The sequence below is a fragment of the Hymenobacter mucosus genome (assembly GCF_900188255.1).
Taxonomy (GTDB): Bacteria; Bacteroidota; Bacteroidia; order Cytophagales; family Hymenobacteraceae; genus Hymenobacter; species Hymenobacter mucosus.
This window is the reverse complement of record NZ_FZNS01000015.1, coordinates 12,056-30,927: the sequence shown is the minus strand read 5'-3', so window position 1 is coordinate 30,927 and position 18,872 is coordinate 12,056. Positions and strand designations below refer to the sequence as shown.

Annotated in this window: 17 protein-coding genes; 14 read left to right on the top strand and 3 right to left on the bottom strand. The window is 54.6% G+C overall.

The window, feature by feature from the left end:
• Positions 1-74 precede the first annotated feature (74 nt).
• Positions 75-779 carry a hypothetical protein gene (locus CHB83_RS21290; protein WP_089334191.1) on the bottom strand — a complete coding sequence of 235 codons (705 nt, stop codon included), beginning with the start codon at positions 777-779 and terminating at the stop codon, positions 75-77.
• A 281-nt stretch (positions 780-1,060) separates the two neighbouring features.
• Here CHB83_RS21290 and CHB83_RS21285 point away from each other — a divergent pair, with 281 nt between their 5' ends.
• From CHB83_RS21285 to CHB83_RS21240, 11 genes are all read left to right on the top strand, one after another.
• Positions 1,061-1,471 (top strand): hypothetical protein, encoded by a 411-nt coding sequence (locus CHB83_RS21285; protein WP_089334190.1) that lies wholly within the window; start codon positions 1,061-1,063, stop codon positions 1,469-1,471.
• Positions 1,472-1,575: 104 nt separating this feature from the next.
• Positions 1,576-4,176: a toprim domain-containing protein gene (locus CHB83_RS21280; protein WP_089334189.1), complete on the top strand. Its 2,601-nt coding sequence runs from the start codon at positions 1,576-1,578 to the stop codon at positions 4,174-4,176.
• A gap of 566 nt (positions 4,177-4,742) precedes the next feature.
• Positions 4,743-5,348, top strand: coding sequence for a C1 family peptidase (locus tag CHB83_RS21275; RefSeq protein WP_089334188.1), 606 nt, complete (start codon positions 4,743-4,745; stop codon positions 5,346-5,348).
• Between the two features lie 345 nt (positions 5,349-5,693).
• Positions 5,694-6,482, top strand: coding sequence for a hypothetical protein (locus CHB83_RS21270; protein WP_143437233.1), 789 nt, complete (start codon positions 5,694-5,696; stop codon positions 6,480-6,482).
• A gap of 14 nt (positions 6,483-6,496) precedes the next feature.
• On the top strand, positions 6,497-7,909 hold the full coding sequence (locus CHB83_RS21265; protein WP_089334186.1) for a C1 family peptidase: 1,413 nt from the start codon (positions 6,497-6,499) through the stop codon (positions 7,907-7,909).
• Positions 7,910-7,989: 80 nt separating this feature from the next.
• Positions 7,990-8,349 carry a hypothetical protein gene (locus tag CHB83_RS23650; protein ID WP_143437232.1) on the top strand — a complete coding sequence of 120 codons (360 nt, stop codon included), beginning with the start codon at positions 7,990-7,992 and terminating at the stop codon, positions 8,347-8,349.
• A 689-nt stretch (positions 8,350-9,038) separates the two neighbouring features.
• A complete protein-coding gene (locus tag CHB83_RS21260) occupies positions 9,039-10,100 on the top strand; it encodes an IS110 family RNA-guided transposase (RefSeq protein WP_089334185.1) in 1,062 nt (353 codons plus the stop codon).
• Between the two features lie 379 nt (positions 10,101-10,479).
• Positions 10,480-11,502 carry an ArdC family protein gene (locus tag CHB83_RS21255; protein ID WP_089334184.1) on the top strand — a complete coding sequence of 341 codons (1,023 nt, stop codon included), beginning with the start codon at positions 10,480-10,482 and terminating at the stop codon, positions 11,500-11,502.
• Positions 11,503-11,581: 79 nt separating this feature from the next.
• Complete coding sequence (locus CHB83_RS21250) at positions 11,582-11,869, top strand: hypothetical protein (RefSeq protein ID WP_089334183.1); 288 nt, start codon at positions 11,582-11,584, stop codon at positions 11,867-11,869.
• A gap of 8 nt (positions 11,870-11,877) precedes the next feature.
• Positions 11,878-12,108, top strand: a complete 231-nt coding sequence (locus tag CHB83_RS21245; RefSeq protein ID WP_089334182.1) for a hypothetical protein — start codon at positions 11,878-11,880, stop codon at positions 12,106-12,108.
• Between the two features lie 63 nt (positions 12,109-12,171).
• Positions 12,172-12,525 carry a hypothetical protein gene (locus CHB83_RS21240; RefSeq protein ID WP_089334181.1) on the top strand — a complete coding sequence of 118 codons (354 nt, stop codon included), beginning with the start codon at positions 12,172-12,174 and terminating at the stop codon, positions 12,523-12,525.
• 210 nt (positions 12,526-12,735) lie between these two features.
• Here CHB83_RS21240 and CHB83_RS21235 read toward each other — a convergent pair whose 3' ends face one another.
• A complete protein-coding gene (locus tag CHB83_RS21235) occupies positions 12,736-13,278 on the bottom strand; it encodes a hypothetical protein (RefSeq protein ID WP_089334180.1) in 543 nt (180 codons plus the stop codon).
• Positions 13,278-14,057, bottom strand: coding sequence for a ParA family protein (locus CHB83_RS21230; RefSeq protein WP_089334179.1), 780 nt, complete (start codon positions 14,055-14,057; stop codon positions 13,278-13,280). Before CHB83_RS21230 ends, CHB83_RS21235 begins: the two co-directional genes overlap by 1 nt.
• An 849-nt stretch (positions 14,058-14,906) precedes the next feature.
• On the opposite strand from CHB83_RS21230, the gene CHB83_RS21225 reads away from it, so the two are divergent.
• Genes CHB83_RS21225 through CHB83_RS21215 form a run of 3 tightly spaced genes read left to right on the top strand, consistent with a single transcriptional unit; the run spans position 14,907 to position 18,845 of the window.
• Positions 14,907-15,425: a BfmA/BtgA family mobilization protein gene (locus CHB83_RS21225; RefSeq protein ID WP_089334178.1), complete on the top strand. Its 519-nt coding sequence runs from the start codon at positions 14,907-14,909 to the stop codon at positions 15,423-15,425.
• 14 nt (positions 15,426-15,439) lie between these two features.
• Complete coding sequence (locus CHB83_RS21220; RefSeq protein ID WP_089334177.1) at positions 15,440-16,459, top strand: DUF5712 family protein; 1,020 nt, start codon at positions 15,440-15,442, stop codon at positions 16,457-16,459.
• A gap of 55 nt (positions 16,460-16,514) precedes the next feature.
• Positions 16,515-18,845: a TraM recognition domain-containing protein gene (locus CHB83_RS21215; RefSeq protein WP_143437231.1), complete on the top strand. Its 2,331-nt coding sequence runs from the start codon at positions 16,515-16,517 to the stop codon at positions 18,843-18,845.
• Positions 18,846-18,872: the final 27 nt, after the last annotated feature.

Here is an 18,872-nt window from a genome sequence, read left to right as displayed (position 1 = left end):
TAATGAAAAAGGGGGAATGGTAGTAGGGTGCTTATCTCCCCAAAAGCAGGGCGAGGAATGCGTAGGGGAAAGGGTTAGTCGGGCGCAGTGCCTTCCTTTATCAGGGCCGTCAAGGCTGCTTTCTGGCCGTCGGTGCCGGTTCTCAGGGCGGCCCGGTTGCGCCGCTTTAGCTCCACGGCGGCCTTGCGGTTGGCTTCGTCATTTTTGGTGCGCGTCGCTTCCGTCAGCGGGTTGGAGTAGAGTGCCTGCGATACGGTAGCTTCTGCTGTGGCTGCTAATGCTTCTTCAGTTGTCGTCGTTACCGGCTGCTCTGCGGCCGTTGCTTTGTCGGTGCCGAGCAACTCCAGCACATTCACCTTGGCGCCGGGCGTATGGCGGGAGGACTTGAGTGGTGCCGTTGGGGCAGCCTTCTCAAGGGTAGTTTGCGGCTCGTCCGGCTGCTTGGCTGGCTGTTGCGCCCGTTCGGAGTCGGCGTTCTGCAGCGCCTCGGCGCGAGCTGCTGCCGCTGCCCGGGCCTGATCTTCCTTTACCCGCAAGTCCTCATCGGGCATGAGCTTGGCCAGCACATTGCCGTCGGCGGCCGGCGGGGGGGGCTGCGCGGCAGGCTCCCGGGGAGGAAGAATAGTTGCCGGGCCATAGTGAAAAGACCACACCGACTGGTGGTTGCTCTTGGCCACGAGGTCAACCGGCTTGCTCTTACCCTTGATGCGCCGCCAAGCAAAGCAAGACAGCGCAACCAGCAAAAACAGGGTAAGCACAACGATAAATGCCATTTTCATATGAGCCCTGCTTACGGATGGTATTCTGAAAGAGTTCTGATAAATTTCTGATACAATTCTTTTATGATTCTTTAAAACCTCTGAAAAGTTTCTGCGTTAGGTACGGTCAACCGGATTTCGGCCGGGTCAGCTCCCCCGAGTTGCTGTCCGAGTGCGGGGTATCATTGCGGGTTTTGTGTTAGCCATTTGCAGCGAATGGCTTCAATTCGTGTCTTTGTAGACTATGCCTCTCGTTAGGTCTACTTACACACCTCTTCACACCTCACAAATCCACCTCCCGCATGGTACCATCTCCACACATCTCGGCCCCGCTGGGCTTTCCTGACCTAAACCTGACCGTTCCCTATGCCGATGTTTTACGCTACGCCCAGTTCCGCCTCTTAATGCTCGCCAAGGGGGAGTTGAAATCGTTCTGCGAGCAGCACGAATTACCCTATACCAGCATTGTAGGCCTGAAAAACAGCTCCCTCAAACGGGAAGAGCCCCGCCTGCTGCAACGCCTGCTCCGAAGCCTTGATGTAGCTACCGAGCTAATCAGGATTCCCCCCAATAGCGTGAGCCCTCGCTTTCTATTTCCCAGCCAGGAGGCCCTGACCACTTTTCAAAAGCAGCTTAAATGCTTTGATAGCGGCACCCCTCCCCTGCCCGGCTCCGAACACGCCGCCGGCGCATCGGAAGCCCCAGCCCCGTAACCTCGACCGGATAGTTTTCTGGGTAGCGAAGCGGATTCACCCACCGCCTCTCTTTCCCCGCCCGGAGCTACTGGTCATCAACGACCACTTGTAAGTTCCCCGCGATGAATGCCCCTATCCGAGAAAACGACCCCACCGAGCTTGACCGGTTCAAGCGTAACATTGACTTGGTTGACTACGCCGAGCGGCAGGGCTATCAAGTCAAAAAGGAAGGCAGGCGCGGCGACTGGCACCAGCTCGAAAAAGACGGGGAGGTGCTCATCGTTACCCGCAAAGCCGACCATCAGGTGTACCTGAATACCGGCGACGACCGGGATATGGGTAGCGTCATTGATTTTGCGAAAACCCGGGGCGGCAACGGCCACGGATTGAATTTGGGGCAGGTTCGGCAGCAGCTACGCGAGTATCTGAATGACGGGCCTGCCCCAACCCGCGTCTACGCTGCCCCGGTGGACGTGAGCCGGCTCAATGCCCTGCCCGTGGGCGACCCGGACCACGAGCGCCAGCAGCAGGAAGACCGCAAAACGCGCCTCATCGCCGAGGTGCTGGGCGTGAACAAGGAGCTGACGGACCGCACCTACCTGCACGGCCGGGGTATTACCGATAGCACGATTGATAGCCCCGCCTTCCAGGGGCGCATCTTCACCGCGCAGCAGAACGAGCACAAGAACACCGCCTTTCCGCTCTACAATGAACAGGGCCTGGCCAGCATTGAGCAGAAGAACGAGCACTACAAAAACCTGCTGCCGCTGCCCAAAAACGGTATTTGGGTTTCGCACCCAACCCAGGGCAAGGATATGCCGGTCGAGCGGGTAGTGGTGTCCGAGTCGGCCATCGACTCCCTCTCCCACTACCAGCTAAAACACGCGCAGGATTCCCGGAATACCCTCTACATTGCCACTAGCGGCACGCCCACCGAAGCGCAGGTAGCCCTGATTCAGCGGGTGATTGACAAGCAGGAACCCAAGGAAATCGTGCTGGCTAATGACCGCGACGCCGGTGGGCGGCAGTTCAACATGAACTACATGAACGAGCTGCACCCGGCCCGGCCGCTGGTTCCCGTGGCTGACCAAGAAGCCTATAAGGAAGCCAGCCGGCCGGTGGAGTGGCATGCTACGTCAGACAAGTACCACACGGCCCTGAAAGTGAGCTACCACCACGACAGCGCCGAGAGCGGGGCAGCGCAGGTGCAGCAGCTGACCGACCGGGTAGCCCGCATGAACGGCACCCAGGAAGCAGGCCCTACCATTGCGCTGGAGGTGCAGCGCAGCACTGAGCGGGAAACCGTCCTGCGCTTGTCAGTAGCCAAGGCCGACACCGCTCAGCTCGAAGTAATCAGTCAGGAGCTATACCGCCAGCGCGAGCAGCTGCGGCCCGAGCAGGAGCGCGGTCAGGAAGCCTTTATCCGGGTCGATTATCCGCAGGCCAAGGACTGGAACCGGGAGCTGGAGCTGACCGCCCAGGGCATGAGCGCAGAGCAAATCCGCGCCCAGGCTCAGCTTGACGAGCAGCAGCGCGCCGCTGAACGCGAGCAGCGCCAGCACCAGCGGCAGGCGGAGTACGCCCGCTCCGCCGCGATGGAGCGCGACGAGCAGGAAACCCGCCGCCAGTACGACGAGCAGCAGCGCCAGCAGCGGGTGCGCGATAACAGCCCCGAAACCCAGGCTGAGCGCCAGGCGGAGGACCGTCGCTTCAATCAGGCGGTGCTGGGCGCGGCCGCCGCCGCCGGCCACAAGGATGAGGAAACACTATTCCGCTCTTACCGCACCGAGCAGGAGGCAGCAGCCCACACGGCGCAGTTCGTGCACGCCAGGGATGCGGGTCTGGTGCTGCTGAAGGAATACATCAACGATAACCCCCCTCCTACCGGCCGCAAAGTAGATGAGGCCGAGCAGGCCGAGTTGCGCGACCAGGCCCGCTACGCGGAGCGCCCGGCAGCAGCTGGCTTACCTGCTGCCCCGTTGGATGAGAAGGTAGCGACCTGGCGAATTGACGAGTTGGAGCCCAACACCACCGGCCGCGCTGAAGCTTGGAAGGAAATCCTGGATAGCTCCGGCTACTCGATCCGGACGGGTGAGGTTCGCAGCACGGTGGATGAGCAGGGTATCCGGCGGGCGGAGTTCGACATGACGTATCGCAACGACCAGCCCGATATTGCCATCATTCACGCCATCGTAACCAATACCAACGCCCGCGCCGAGGCCGGACGGGAGCAGTACGCCGGCGTGCGGGTAGTGGAGAGCGAGGCAGACCAGACAGCGCGCCAGGCAGCTGCCGAAGCCGCCGTCATCCAGCCCCATAACCGGGACCGTAGCTTAGATGTGGCCGCGAAACCCAGTATCGAAGCCATGGCTGGTGCGCAGGGCAGCGAGAAGCAGTTAATCATCAAAGTGAACGAGCCAGCTATTGCCCCGGGCGAGCGGGGCCAGGCCGAGGCATTACAGGCCGCTGTTATTGGCAGCGGGGCTAAAGCCGGCGACATTCAGAGCACGACCGACACCGATGGTATCCGCCACTCGGAGATAAAAGTGTCATACCACACAGACCAGCCTGATATTGAGCGGGTGAGTTATACGCTCGACGCAGTCGCCATGCAGGATGGCAACTACCTCATTGAAGACAGCAATGACCGGACTCATCGTCGCGAGATGAGTCATACTCAAAATCTAAAACAGCCTTGTCAAAGCCTTGAGCTAGGTCAATAGCACGAATTTTAAACGTCTCGTTAAGTGCTAAACAGGTTGCTAGAGTTGAGATGATTCGCTGAATGGAATTCTTTATATGATTTTTGCGGGCTTTATGGCTGTACATCGCGGAACATAACTAAACCTTGTACAGGCCCATCTGGAGGCAAAATGCTGCATGGAGGATGCTAACGCCAATGATGATATGTTGTTTGTACTGGTCGTTTGATACTAGCGAATCGCCAGTAATCTACTTGCGCAGCCAGCAAAAGCACCCTAAGTGGCTGAGCTGAAGCACTGTCATAAATTTATTGTATAATAATAACATATTTTTGTATGTTTATGGGAGAGCCTTTTGACGAAGGCTGTCAAACAGATTTTAAAGATTGAGCGACATGGGTAAAAGAGCTACCATCGAGTTCATAGGATTGAAGGCTATCATTGTATGCTTAGTACTTCAGGGGCTTTCAATAAGTGCTAAAGGGCAAGTCGACAGCGTTTCGCTGCGACAGTACTGTCCAACTAAAGAATGGCAACGGGGGGCAACGTGCGCTTCGTACGCTACAGCTTATACAGCTCTATCCATCATGCACAATGTTTTGAATAACAATGCTGATGAAAGCTCCTCTTCCTTTAAAGCCTTCTCTTATGGCTTTGTGGCATCTAAAATGAAAATGGAAAAGCCTTGGAGAATACGCATTAGAAGCAAATGCGGGCTAAAAGCTACTGCCGACCATGCTCTCAGGGTATTAGCAGGCTCAGGAACAGTGGAATATAAGTATTTTAAAGATTATTGTGCATGTAATAAGGTAGATGCACAAATTTCTCAAGCCCAAGCTTATCGCACAAAACAACATGAAGAGCTTGATAGAGATGTACTTACCGATTTACAATATACGGAAAAAATTAAAGACTTTTTAAAATTACAAGTTCCTGTTGTAGCATCAATTAATCAAATAAAAGCATTTGGGTCAACCCATAATGCTTTGGTGCGGATACCAGAAGAATATGTGAAACCAGATGATATAAACACTAATCATGTAGTATGTATTATTGGTTTTAATGATAAAATTGCTAACGGAAGTTTCTTGATTAAGAACAATTACAGTAATTGGGGGAAAGGAGGATTCTCTTATATTTCTTACTCAGACATGATGAAGATAATCGGTTCATCATACCGCATTGTTTTGTAATGGAAGAAGCGTCGTTGTCAATGTGAAATTTGTCTAATGATGCTAATATTATTTGAGTTAGGATTAAATGAAACCACATAATAAATTATAAATGTTATTTAATTTATTATGTGGTATACGAGCGTTAGGTCAATAACGAGAATAGTAAACAGGCTCAAAGGTGTTGATTATGCCCAACTGAAAAAACAGGGTTTAAGCAGGAAAGTTACTTGCCTGACTAGGATCCTCTCCCAATAATTTAGAAGCTTGCAAGACAAGTTTTTGACTCCTATCAGATTTAAAAAATAAAATCTGATAACATAAAGAATGCTGTGCATTTGGGTTCAAACATAACCACTACTGTCTGTGAAGAAATCTACATTCTACCTCCTCTGCTTTTTCTCTCTCCTTGCTTCCAAGTCCATAGCCCAAGGCGGTGGATCATTCCGACGTCTGCACCATCCCGCCATGGTCCCTTCAACACCGGGAGCTCCGGCTACAGGGAGCCCTGTAAATCCGTGGCTGGTAGCGGGGGTTCAAACTGGGTACAGTCTTAATGGGGGAGAATTTGCTGATAATTTTCAAGCTGCCGGCAGAACTTTGGTCGAAGTGTTGGGTAAATCTTCGGATAAAGGAGGCGTTTTTGTGATGGCTAACCTTTCTCGCTTAAAAAATCAGGCAGATGCGGATGAGGCAACCAAATTAAAGGAGATTCAGCAATCAAACCAGGGGATTAATATAGGCGTGTTCCCGCATAAAATATTCAACAAAGATGGCTCAGCAGATATGGTTTTCTGGTCTGTATATGCTCCAATTACATACAAGCTTAACTCTTTTAAGCAAACGGGCACAGCCGAATCAGTGTATTTGAATCAGTTTCGATTAGGGGCCGGATTTGAAATATGTTTTTTGCCTGGTCAGTCTGCGAAATTACCCACTACATTTTCTTTAGAACCTAATATAGGATTCTTTAATGAAAATGATTACAATAAGATATTTGGTAAAGAGAAGTCAAGCCTTCTAAGTCTCGAGGCTACCCTAATTATTCCGGCTGGCGTAGGTAAAGGATTTATGTTTTCTTATTCAAATTCCACGGAAAATAGTTCTCAATTTACCGCAGGGCTTATATTCACTGGAGCAGTATCAGAAAAGTAGTTTGATATGCCAATATGAAAATATTACCACTCATATTGCTTTTTCCTACTTTGGTGCAGGCACAAAGTTTGGTCCCTCCTCATGCATTTGGAGCGCTTGTTTCTTCAGACGCTAGGCTAGTCAACATACCGATAAATTCATCTAGCGTGTCCACTGCGGAGGACTTGCCACCATCTGCAGACTTACTTAATTTTCTGCCAAAAGTGCGGGATCAAGGAGACCAAGGGGCCTGTGTTGCTTATGCGGTAGCCTTGGCAAGAACATATGAGAATCGCAGAGCACTTGGCAAAGATTATGTCAAAAATGGTCGAGAGGTGCTGACCAGCATCATGAGTCCTACATACATTTTCAATACGTTAAAGCAGAGACAAACCGGGAAAGTAGATTGTCAATCAGGTATCTATATACCTGATGCCCTAGATTTCGTGGCCCAACATGGAGTGTCAACTCTTGCTACAACCCCTCCGAGTAATTGCTTTACTAAGGTTTTAGATACAGCTAATAAAGAGGCCAAAGCATACAGAATTAATGATTATCAGCGGTTGCCTTATGGGGATGTCTTAGCGGTAAAGCATCAGTTGGCCAACGAGCAGAAGCCTGTAATTATGGCTATGTACGTTAATAGCAGCTTATTTGAAGGCGGCACCAAAGCAATAAATCAACAAGGGTTATATGTGTGGTCTCCTCCCCAGACGGTTAAGGAGATGACTTCTTACCACGCTGTTCTCTGTGATGGGTACGTCAATGGCAATGGTATCCCTTTAATCCGATTAGTAAGCTCTTGGGGAAGCACTTGGGGCAATCAAGGCAGGTTTTATATAAAAGAAAGCGACTACAAGAAATTGGTAAAAGAAGCTTATATCATTACAACTATCGTCCAAAAACCCGCTGTTGTTTCTGAAGCAAATGTAGATGGCAAGCCTCTACCGAAGAGCACACTTATCAGCACAACTGGTGGTAAACACTTTTATAGTTGGGTTAAAGCCGGGTACTTCCGCAACTTCGGGCTATTGCGGGTTAATATTGTTAGTTTAAATAATAGCGATACTGCTCCAGTTGTGGTTATTAAATATCAGGTTCCAACTGGTGAACAAGACATGAAATCAATGCTTTTGGGTCAGTCTGATACAATTGATACTGCCGAAAAACGTATTGTTTACACCTTTGATAAAATTGCACGTGCTGGAAAAAATCCATTTAAGAAAGCTGCTTTTTTCTCGGTGGTTGAACTTTCCAAGTTATATCCTGCGGATTTAGTCAAGCGACATAATGATTTGGATACCGAAATTAAACAAATTGAAGAAGGAATAAAGGAGGCTGTTGAAGCTTCTCGAACTACCCAAGGAGGCCAACAACAGCAACAACAGCAACAACAACAGCAACAACAGGACCTGTATCGCCAAATGCAGCAGCAACAGCAACAGTAGTGGACTCAACGAGATACTAAGCGCTTAGCTGTTTATGAATTAATTGTTTTGTCCGACTTAGATTACCAAAAGATTAGGCCATGAAAAAGCTTGCTCCTTCAGCCCTTTTGATAGCATTATTACTTGCCACCTTTGATTCAATTGCACAATCAAACCCATACTCAAGACCTGCTCCATGCAAACCTGACTCATATAAAAAGTGGGATGCAGGCGCTCCTGTCAACTCTGGCATTAGTGTTGAAGAAAGAAAACAAGCCTATTGTGACTACGCAGTTAAGCAGATACAGTATTGTATGCAATCGTATCAGCAACTTCAAAGTGACAGAATAGACGAGCAAGCCAAGATTGAGAAGATGGTTAACTGCGCAACAGTTAGGGATGAAAAAAGAATTGCATCTATTAAAGCAAAGTACTGCTTAAAGACATCAAGTATTAAGTAACGCGTCAACGTCTGCTCACTTGATACAGTGCGCTGCTATGTGCCACATTCACAGCTACCAATCCTCAAGATTAAAACCACTTTTGTTAGTGATGCATACGCACTGCTCTCGCTCGAACATTAAGCTACTGTGAGATATGCTTCTGCTATGGATATATAACGAATTCGAACTGCTAAATGATTCTTTTTGTCTATTTAAATAAAGCCGCTTCGGATTTCGATGCGGCTTTTTTGTAGTAAATTATGGTCAGGGCCCTATTTTTTTTCTTCTGTCAATTATATCTTTTTATGGTTGTCTTTTAAAGCCACGGCGACGGACAATTGTGGCATTTATTAGATTTGTTAAGCCCTTTTTGATAAAATGGGTGTGTTCCTGTGAACTGGGCTATTTAAGGCTACGGATTCGCCACTGATCCTTCGGACCAAGCTCTTCCTATCCCTTGTATGATTGCAGTACCCTATCTTGAGGGTAGCCAGAAAAGGAAACGGAGTCACACACTATCCCTAAATGCGGCGTTCCGGCGCTGACCTTGAGCGTTAGAGCCTGTGCTCCGTTTCCCGTTTTCGCCCGAAGACTGAACAGTATGAAGGGAGCCCGGCCGTTGCGCGGTGCGCATCCCGTATGTTGACAAGGAGAGTTGCGGCAAAAACCTGACTGGTTCTTTTCTGTCCTTTTTTTCTCGTTCAAGTATGCCTGCAGCCCTTTCCCCCACGGCCCCGCTGAAGTATGTCGTGGGCCTCGACATTGCCAAAGACACGTTCGTGGCCTGTTTCGGCCGTATCGAGGTAAGCCAGCAGTTGCGCTTCGGCAAAGAAGCCACCTTCGACAACACGTCGGCCGGCTTCGCGGCCTTACTGGCCTGGACGACGAAACAGCAGGCCACCACCGCCCCGCTCTGGTTTGTGGTCGAGGCTACGGGCGTGTATTACGAAAACCTGGCCTATTTTCTCTCAGATACCGGTCAGGCCCTGAGCGTGTTGCTACCCAATAAGGTCAAACATTTTGCCCAAAGCACGGAGCAGAAGAGCAAAACCGACCAGCTCGACGCCCGCCTGCTCTGTCGCCTGGGCCTGGAGCGAGCCCTGCCGGCCTGGCAGCCGCCCACGCCGGCACTGCGTCAGCTGCGGGCCCTCTCGCGGGAGCGGCAAAGTCTGACCCGGCAAGGGGCGCGGCTCAAAACCCAGCACCATGCCTACGCGCACAGTTACCAGCCCGACACCCGTACCCTGGAGCGGCTCAGCGCCCGCCAGCAGCTGGTGGCCCAGCAACTCAAGGCGGTGGACCAGGACCTGGCCGCGCTACTCGAAGCCGAGCCGGAGCTGGCCCGCAAACTAGCCCATCTGACCAGCGTGCCGGGCATCGGCCTGACCACGGCTATTGTGGTGGTAGCCGAAACCAACGGCTTCGTGCTCATCGAGAACGAGCGCCAACTGGCCTCCTATGCCGGTCTGGACGTGGTGCAGCGCCAAAGTGGCCTCGCTGCCCAGGCCACGCGCATCTCCCGACGAGGCAATGTGCATTTGCGCCAGGCGCTGTACCTGCCGGCCGTGAGCAGCCTGCGCTATAACCCGCAGCAGATGGCCTTTTATGCCCGGCTGCGGGCCCGCCAGCCCAGTGGCAAGCCGGGCGTGATTGCCGTCATGCGCAAGCTGCTGCTGCTCTGCTTTTCGCTTTGGAAAAACGACCGGCCTTATGACTCACACTACCACCCGGCGCATCTGGCCGAAAAAGAAGTAGCCCCGGCCACGTAAACGCGCCGAGGCTACACAGGATGAACCCGAAGGCTCTCCTTCAAGTGAACCAAAGATAAAAAACTTGCCCAATTTCTTGCTCCTCATCACAGTATCTCACGCGACGTACTAACTGCTTCTTGCTTCGCTGCCGCTGGTAATTTCTTATTAAGGCATTATTGCAACTCACACGTAGCTAAGAGATAATATACACTGAAGCTGAGGAAACAGGATTGGGTAACGATTGGGGCGGTGGGGAAAAAAGCCGGTCGGTATGCAATAAAAGAATCGAAGTGCTAGTTGCACTTTATGCAATAATAAATTGTATAAAGTGCAACTAATTGCGCGATAATACCGTTTAATAAGTATAACAAACAAACGGAATAACAGCCCTTTAGCCATGATAAAGACCAGCAAGCCCGCCGCCAAGAAAGCCACCAAAGCAGCCACTACCCGTCCCGACGTGTACCAGATTGTGACGGACCGGATTATTTCGGCGCTGGAGGGCGGTATCATTCCGTGGCGCAAGCCGTGGAACGCGGTGTATGGCCTCCCCCGCAACTATGCCACGGGCCGCGTGTACAGCGGAATCAACTTGTTTTTGCTGCATTTCAGCGGTGCCATGCCCTTTTTCATGACTTTCAAGCAGGCACTTGCGCTGGGCGGCAACGTGAAAAAAGGGGCTAAAGGCCATCAGGTGGTGTACTACAACATCAGCAAGCGCGAGAACAAGGAAACCGGCAAGGAAGAAAAAATGCCTTTCCTGAAGTATTACACCGTGTTTTCGGTCGAAGACATTGAGGGCATCGAGTTCAATCTGCCCGAAGTCCCCAAGCAGGAATTTACCCCCAGCGAGGTTGCCGAAGGCATCGTGGAGGCATGGGACGGCAAGCCCGCCATTCAACACCTGCACCAGCGCGCCTATTACTCGCCTTCGCTGGACTTCGTGAACATGCCTAAGCCGGAAACCTTCACCACGTCGGAAGGCTACTACCAGACCTTGTTTCACGAACTGACGCACAGCACCGGCCACCAGAGCCGCCTTGACCGGGCCGACCTGACCGCCGGCGAGGGTAAGCAAAGCAGCAGCTACGCCCGCGAGGAGCTGACCGCTGAAATGGGGGCTTCCTTCCTAAGCGCAGCAGCCGGCATTGCGACCGAGCAGACCGAAGAAAACGCCGTGGCCTACATTCAGAACTGGCTGGAGCGGTTGAAGAATGACAAGAAGCTCGTGGTGCAAGCCGCCGGCAAAGCCCAGCGCGCCGCCGAAATGATACTGGGTACCACGGCGGAGCCGGAGGAAGAAGCCGGCGAGTTGCAGGCCCCAGCCGCCGTACCGGCGGCCAGTGAGGCGGCCGCAGTGCTCGACGACACCGACCGCGAGTTTATGGCCGCCGAGCTAAGCTGGCTGCAGCTCGCATAGTTTGCCGGGCGGGGCTGGCAGCTCACGAGCTGCTAGCCCTAGCCTTAACTCTAGCTCTAACTCTGACTCTAGCTTTATCATGAAAGCCAGTGAAGCCCCTACCATCCAGAGCCCGACCTGGAACGAGTACCGCAACCGGGTGATTGCCGCCATCGCAGACGTGGAGAACCTGATGCGGCAGCTAAATAAAGGCATCAACAGCGAGGTGCTGGCCGAGGAGGTCGCGGAGCGTCTGGGGATGGAAATTGATACGCCAGCCGCCTACGAAGCGCTCCTGAAGCTGGTACGGGCAACCCGCCCCATTGCCCGCGAAGGCTTGCGCCGCATCAGCGAGCAGCACAGCGGACAGTTCTTACTAGCACTCTAATCCTTACCATGAGCAGTCCCCTAACCACCATTAGGCACGCTACCCGTGACGTGCAGCAGGCTCTTTCCAACAATTGCTGGGCGGTGTACCACCGGGCAGTTGCCACCGAGGGCTCGCCAGCGCCGGAGGCCTGCCGCGTGAGCCAGGCCCGCACCCTACGGGGGCAGTTCCAGGTTCGCTACCTGCAAACCGGGCAGTGGCGCAGCGTTGCCCCGGCCGACCTCCTTTATCAACAGTAGCCCCTCCCCTACCCTTTCAGGCCAGCCTTGCTCAGCTGCCTGTATCATCCTAACCCTGCTTTCATGAATCAGCCATCTCAATCTTACCCAAATGCCACGGGTTTTCCCGCGCAGGAAACGTACCTGGCCATTGAGCAGAAGCCGCGCGACAAAGCTGAAAAAATCCGGCTGGTAAAGCTTCGTCAGTACGTTCAGAGCCACGCGCACCAGGCGGATTTGCGTAGCCTCGCCCCGTCCGTGCGGGAATTGATGGGCCCCGGCTACCAGATAGGCTGTGGCAGCTCCCACATCTGGATTCTGCCGCTGGCCGACAGCGCCTCCCTACCGGCTCCCGAACGGCTGGCCATCGTGGCTGACCGACTTATGACGGCTTTCCGGGATTGGAATGAGGCCCGCATAACCATTCGGATGCAGTAGCGATGATACCGTGGGCCACTGCTGCCCTGATAGTATTGTTTTGCCCTACTCTTACTATTTCTTTTCCCCACTGCCCCAAACAGTAAGGGCAGCTCGGTTAGGAGCTGCCCTTGCCTAGCGCTTCGGAAGCCGATGCGCTGAATTGAAAGGATAAACGAGATGCCGGCGACCAAACCGGCCAATCATCCTTAACCAGACCTTCAAATTACGCTAATTGACCCCGGGGAGCTTGCCCTGCTTGCGCAGGTGCGCCTCGTAGTGCCGGTGGGCCGCGTGCAGGTAGCCAATGATGTTCGTCGGCATATCCGGCCCTTTGGGAAGCTGAACGATAATCTTGCGAATCTCCGACCACACAGACTCTGCAATCCTCACCCCTTTCAACTCACCCGTTGGCTCAGTGCCCACTGCTGCCGGCTTACGGCCGCGAGGGCGGCGCTCAACCGGGGCGGTAGGTACGTAAGGCGCGGTGGGAGCCGCCGCAACCGGCTGCTCAACAACTGGCCCGGGCTCCGGGGCTGGCTGTTGAGTAGCCACCGGCACGGGGGCCGGCGTAGGCTCAGGTGCGGCCGGCACGGGGGGCACTGCTGCTTCTGCGGGGGCAGCCGTAGCCGGGGCGGCTACCTTGCCTTCGGCTTCCAGGCGGGTTTGCTCCCCTCCCATTCCGGCGCGGGCTTCGGCGCGTAAGGTCTCGTCAACCGGAATGCGCTTCCGGGGGCCTTCAATTTTCGCTTTTACAAAAGGAGACTTAGCCATTACTTGGTTTCGGTTGGGGTGGTATCGGTCGTTTCTTCCAGCTCAACGGCTGCTTCGGATGCGTGCCGCGGCAGGTCTAGCTTTTCTATCAGCTCGTCGCACACGCGCCGGATTTCCTCCGAGCTGTCTTTGGTACCCCCGGCGTAGTTGCGGTACGCTGGGGTCAGCAGGCTGTGGAGCGTGGAGGCGCGGCTGTATACCATGCGGTGGCTCAGATAGGACTGGAAGCGCGAGAGGCCCAGCTCGTCAATGTAGTCGTCCATCTCCTTTTCTTCCCGCCGGCCGCCAATGCGCTTCGTGGCGAGGCCGAAATACTGAAAATCCACCTCAGCCTTGTCAGCAGCTTTTTTCAGTGCTTCGAGAATGCCCATAAACTCGGCCGTGGAGGCTCGGTCCAGGTAATCCGATACCAGCGGCACTATTACCGCGTCGCAGCCCGTGAGAGCGTTGAAAACGTCCTCCCCGTCGGCCCGGCCGGGAATGTCGATGATGATGAGGTCGTAGTCGTTTTCCGGATTGTCGATGAAGTCAAAGATGCTCTTGAGCGACATGGGAAATACATCGTAGGGATAATCCGCCGCCGGGTCCGATTCGCGCAGGATGGCTAGGCTTGGCTCGTCCAGCTGCTTGCGGGTTTTCACGATGCTCTGCTGGTAGTCACAATCCAGGATTGCGATTTTCAATCCGTACTCGATAGCCAAGGGGGCCGCGAGGACAAGAGCCAGGGTAGATTTGCCCGAGCCCCCCTTCTGGGTGGCAAAGCTGATGACTTTTGACATGGGGTTACTGGTTAAGGTAAGCTAGTGCTAATACCCCAGGTGGTCAGGCCAGGGTCAGGCAAATGTAATCGAAAATGTCGCAAAGTAGTAAAGTGGCTTTGTTGTAAAGTTGTGTAGTTGTAAAGTTGCTAAGTAGTAATAGCAATAAGTTGTAATGTAGCGTTCACAACAAGTAGTAAAATTGCTTTGTCGTAAAGTATTCATGTAGTAAAGTTGTAAAGTAGTAAGTGGTGTGGTGCTTATGTTTATAAGTAGTAAAGTTGCTTTGTCGTAAAGTAGTAAACAATGCGAATGAATTATAAGGGCTAAAGTAGTAAAGTAGTAATGTCGTAAAGTAGCAAGACGCTATTGGGTGACGGCTTTAATGCTGATTTTTCTTTCAGTAGGGTTGCGGCTTGATAAGTCGTAAAGTAGTAATGTCGTAAAGTAGTAAGTTTATGTAAAAAATGCTTCTCTGAATGCAGGGAAGAGGGAAAGCATAGTGAATACAGAGAGTTCAGACACGCTGAGTAGCTGGGAGGCGGTTCTAGAGGTGGGAAGGCCAGGAGTCACGTTGGGAAAGGGCAATAGGTATTGTCAGGCCGGAGTAGCAGCGGATAAAGGCTAACCCAATGCCCCACACTACACGTACTCGGAGTTCTTAAATAGTTCTCAAATAATTCTGAAAGCTCTCTTGGATGTAGTGTAGATAGTCTTAGCAAGAAGAGCATCACACACAGACTGCTAAGCATCTGTAAGTGTGATACTTGTATTTCAGCAAAGCTGAAATATGTAGGTTTGATAAGATAACACGCTGATTTATAGGTTTAAAATAACCTAAAGAGGGCTGGCAGGAGCTTGATTCTACCTATGCCAACTAACCCCGCCACGAAGAGCGTCAATGTCCCTGCGGACACTCATTTTCTGCTGAGCAAAGAAGCTAAGCGGTTGCAGATAAGCCAGGCTGATTACACCGGGGCAGCCGTACGCTACTTCGCGGAGCGAGGGTTGCACCCCGTAGAGGACGTGGCCCGCGAAGGCCAACTGATTATGCAGCAGGTGAAGAAGCTCGGAGACCGGGTGTTCGGATATCTGCAAGAGCAGGAGCGTAGTTTGCTACTACCGATGCTGGAGGAAATGCTACGCAGCCGGGTAACGCTGGAGCGGGTGCTGCGCATGAATGAAATTCTGGTCAACAACCTGACGCAGCAGTTGAGCGGCCTTAGCGAGGCACAGCTAAGTGAGCAGCGGGAGGGCCTAAAGCAGCTGAGGGCGCAGAACGAAGACATGATCGAGCGGCAGGCGAAAGAGGCGGTAGCTGCCGCTCAACACGCGGACGCAAGTAGGCTAAAGGCCGGAGATAAGGCGGTAAAAGTGGCCACGAACTAAGCGCGGAGCCACCTATGTATATCAAGTTAATCAACCCCGCGACTCACGGAAAAGCAGCCTATAGCAACAGCGGAAGCAGCGCGCAAACGCTCAATTACCTGAAGCAGGAAGCAGGGCGGGACGGGGAGAAAGCCACGTTTTTCGGGGCTGGCCGCGATGACCTCAGCGCGGCCGAACTGGTGCAGAGCATCGATTCCAACGTCAAGGGACTCCGCGCCGGCGAGGCCAAATTCTACTCCCTGGTGATTAGTCCCAGCGAGGCAGAGTTGACGCACATCGGCAACGACGAGGCCAAGCTGAAGGACTACACCCGGCAGGTGATGGCGCAGTACGCCGGCAACTTCCAGCTGAAGGATGGGCGAAAGTTAGGCAGCCAGGACCTGGTGTGGGGAGCTACGCTTCACCAGCAGCGCAGCTACCGGGGCACCGACCCGGAGGTGAGCGCTGGCAAGGCCAAGATAGGAGGGCAGCGTCCGGGCCTGCAGACGCACATCCACGTCATCGTGAGTGCCCGCGACGCGCAGCAGCAAATCACGCTCAACCCCGGCGGACGCCGCAGCCGCTTCGACCTGATGAAGTGGCAGGCGGCGGCCGGCCGACAGTTTGAAAAGCAGTTCGGCTACACGGCCCAGGCCCACGAAAAACTCCGGCCCAAGCAGCGAGATGTTAGCCGGGATGCCGGCCGGGAAGCCAGGATTGGGGAGCGGGTGGCCGCCCTCAACCTGCGTGTGATGAAGGAGGAGCGGCTGGACCCGCAGCGGGTCCAGCAGATTGCCCAGGGCCGCGAGTACGACAAAACGTTTTACCGCTCCCTGGCCACCGTTGAGCGGCGGGCGCAGTTGGGTCAGCCCATTGATAACGCCTACCACCTGCTGAGCACGGGCCGCGAGCGGCCGGAGCCGCAGCACGCGGCCAGTACCATGCTCCACGCGGTGCAGCAGGCGGTGCGCTCCAGCACCGGCCGCGAGGATAAGACCGAACACCTCAGCGAGAAAAGGGGCCGCAACAGCGCCGAGCTGGACATTGAAATGTAGCGTGCCTGCTCTGCCCTTCGCCATCATCCTACCCAACCAAATCAACTTTCAACCTATGACCAGTCAAGCACCCCGGCCGGTGGCCGGCACCCAAGGCGCGGGCCTCATCATTGTTCTGCTGCTGCTGGCCATCATCGGCGGCGACTACTATGTGCTTCTGCACGGCCCCGAGATTGCCGAGGCCCGCCGGGTGCAGTTCATCCAAGCGGCAGGGGTACCCGTGGACAGCCTGACGCCCAGGGAGCGACTGGCGGCTACCACGGCGCGCATTGCCGAGCGGCAGCGCCAGGCCCGCCTTGCCAAGGCCGAAGCTGCCGCCCGCCCGGTGATAGGGGAGGGGGCGGCCAGCGGTGCGGTGGCCATAACGCACTCCACCGACCAAGCGCTTACCAAAACCAAAGGCGGGACCGACGCGCTGGCAAAAGCCGGCAGCAGTATGGGGGGCAAGCTGCTGGTAAAAGCCGCCCGGTTCTACGGCCCGGCCGGGGTGTACCTGCGGGCGCTGCTGCTGCTGGCCGGGCTGGTGCTCGTATTCGTGCAGAAAGCCCCTCAGGCAAAGTCCGGGCAGGCCAGGCGCAACTTCATTAACCGGCAGGCCCTGCGCGTCGTGGCGGGCCTGTGCGGGGCCTTATTCCTGGTAGCTGGCTACGTGCTGCTGAACATGCACCACTACTCGCCGGGCTTTATCGAGTTTGGCTATCCGGGAGCGGCCGTGGCCGTGCTGGGCAGTGGGGGATTGGTAGGCCTATTGTGGGCAACGACTAAAAAGCCGGCCTTTGGGCTGAGCACTGAGCGCCGGAAAGTGGAAAGTCCGGATGCCGTTTACTTCCCCACGGCGGATGGGGGCTGGATTACCGTTGCCAACCCGTACCGGGGCACCCTGGTGCTGGGCGGGGCGGGCGCGGGCAAGACTTACTCGATAGGGGAGCCGCTGATTGAGCAGTTTGCCTACAAGAACTTCGCCGGGTTAGTGTACGACTTCAAGTTTCCGGTGCTGGCCGAGGCGATGCAGAAAGCCCTGGTACTGGCCGAGCGCCGCAAGGAGCGCGAGCAGCAGCAGGCCGCCAGCTACGCGGCCAGCTTCCAGGGCCAGCTGCAGGCCCGACTGACGACCCTACTCACCAAGCCCGCGCCCCAACCGGCGGCGGAGCCGCCCGTGCAGCTGCACATCATCAACTTCCGGGACCTGACCCGCAGTGAGCGGGTGAACCCGCTGCGGCCGGCGGATATGCCGGTGGTAGCCTTCGCCGAGGAGTACAGCAAGGCCATCATCAACAACCTGAACCCGTCGAGCATTCGCAAAATGGAATTCTTCGACACCAGCTCAGTGGCCTACCTGACCGGCATCATCTGGTTTTACAAGAAGCACTACCCGCAGTACTGCACTATTCCGCACGTCGTGGCCACGGCCATGTACAAGGACTACACCCACGTCCTGAGCATGCTGGAAACCGATTTAGAGTGCGGCGACCAGGCCCGGAGCCTTATCTCAGCGGTGCAGACCCGCGCTGACAAGCAGGTGGGCGCGGTGCTGGGCACTCTGCAGGTGAACCTGACCAAGATTAACAGCCCCGAGGTGGTGTGGGTGCTGACCCCGGACGAGGCAAACGGCGAGGGCTTTTCGCTCGACCTGAACGATAAGCAACATCCCAAGCTGCTGTGCATCGGCAACGACCCGACGCTGAAGGATACGTTTTCGCCGGTGGTCAGCTGCGTGATTACGGTGGCGCTCAAGCTGATGAACCAGCAGAATAAGCACCGTAGCTACGTGTTCCTCGATGAGGCTGCCACGCTCTACGTGCCGGGTCTGGAGGTGATTCCGGCCACGGCCCGCAGCAACAAGGTGGCGATGGTGTACATGACCCAGGACCTGAGCCAGATGACGGACGCCTACGGCAAGGAGAAGATGCAGGTGATGGTGAGTAACCTCAACAACCAGTTTTTCGGCAAGGTGAACTCGCTGGAAACGGCCAAGTTTATTTCCGAGCTGGTAGGCCGGGAGGAAAAGAAAATAGTAAGCACGAGCGTCGGCACGAGCCAGGTGAGTTCCAGTCGGCGCAACAACTCCACCAACCTGAGCACCAGCTACCAAGAGCGCAGTCTGGTGCGAGTGCAGGACGCCATCGGCCTGCAACAGGGCGAGTTTGTCGGCCAGACTGTGGAAACCGAACGCACCTTTTTCCAGGGTGTAATCTCCCGGGCCGATGCCACAGAAGAGAAGTTCCCCCTGCACCCGATGGTGAGTTTCGGCGGCCCCGGTGAGGTCCCGGCCAGCGCCCTTTCGCGCACGGTGCAGGAGAACTTTCTACGGGTACGCCAGGAGGTGAAAGAAACCTTGGCCAAGCATGTAAACACCTTAGCAGCAGGGACAAAAACTGAGGCTTAAAACCGCCCAAAAGCGACGAATAAGGCC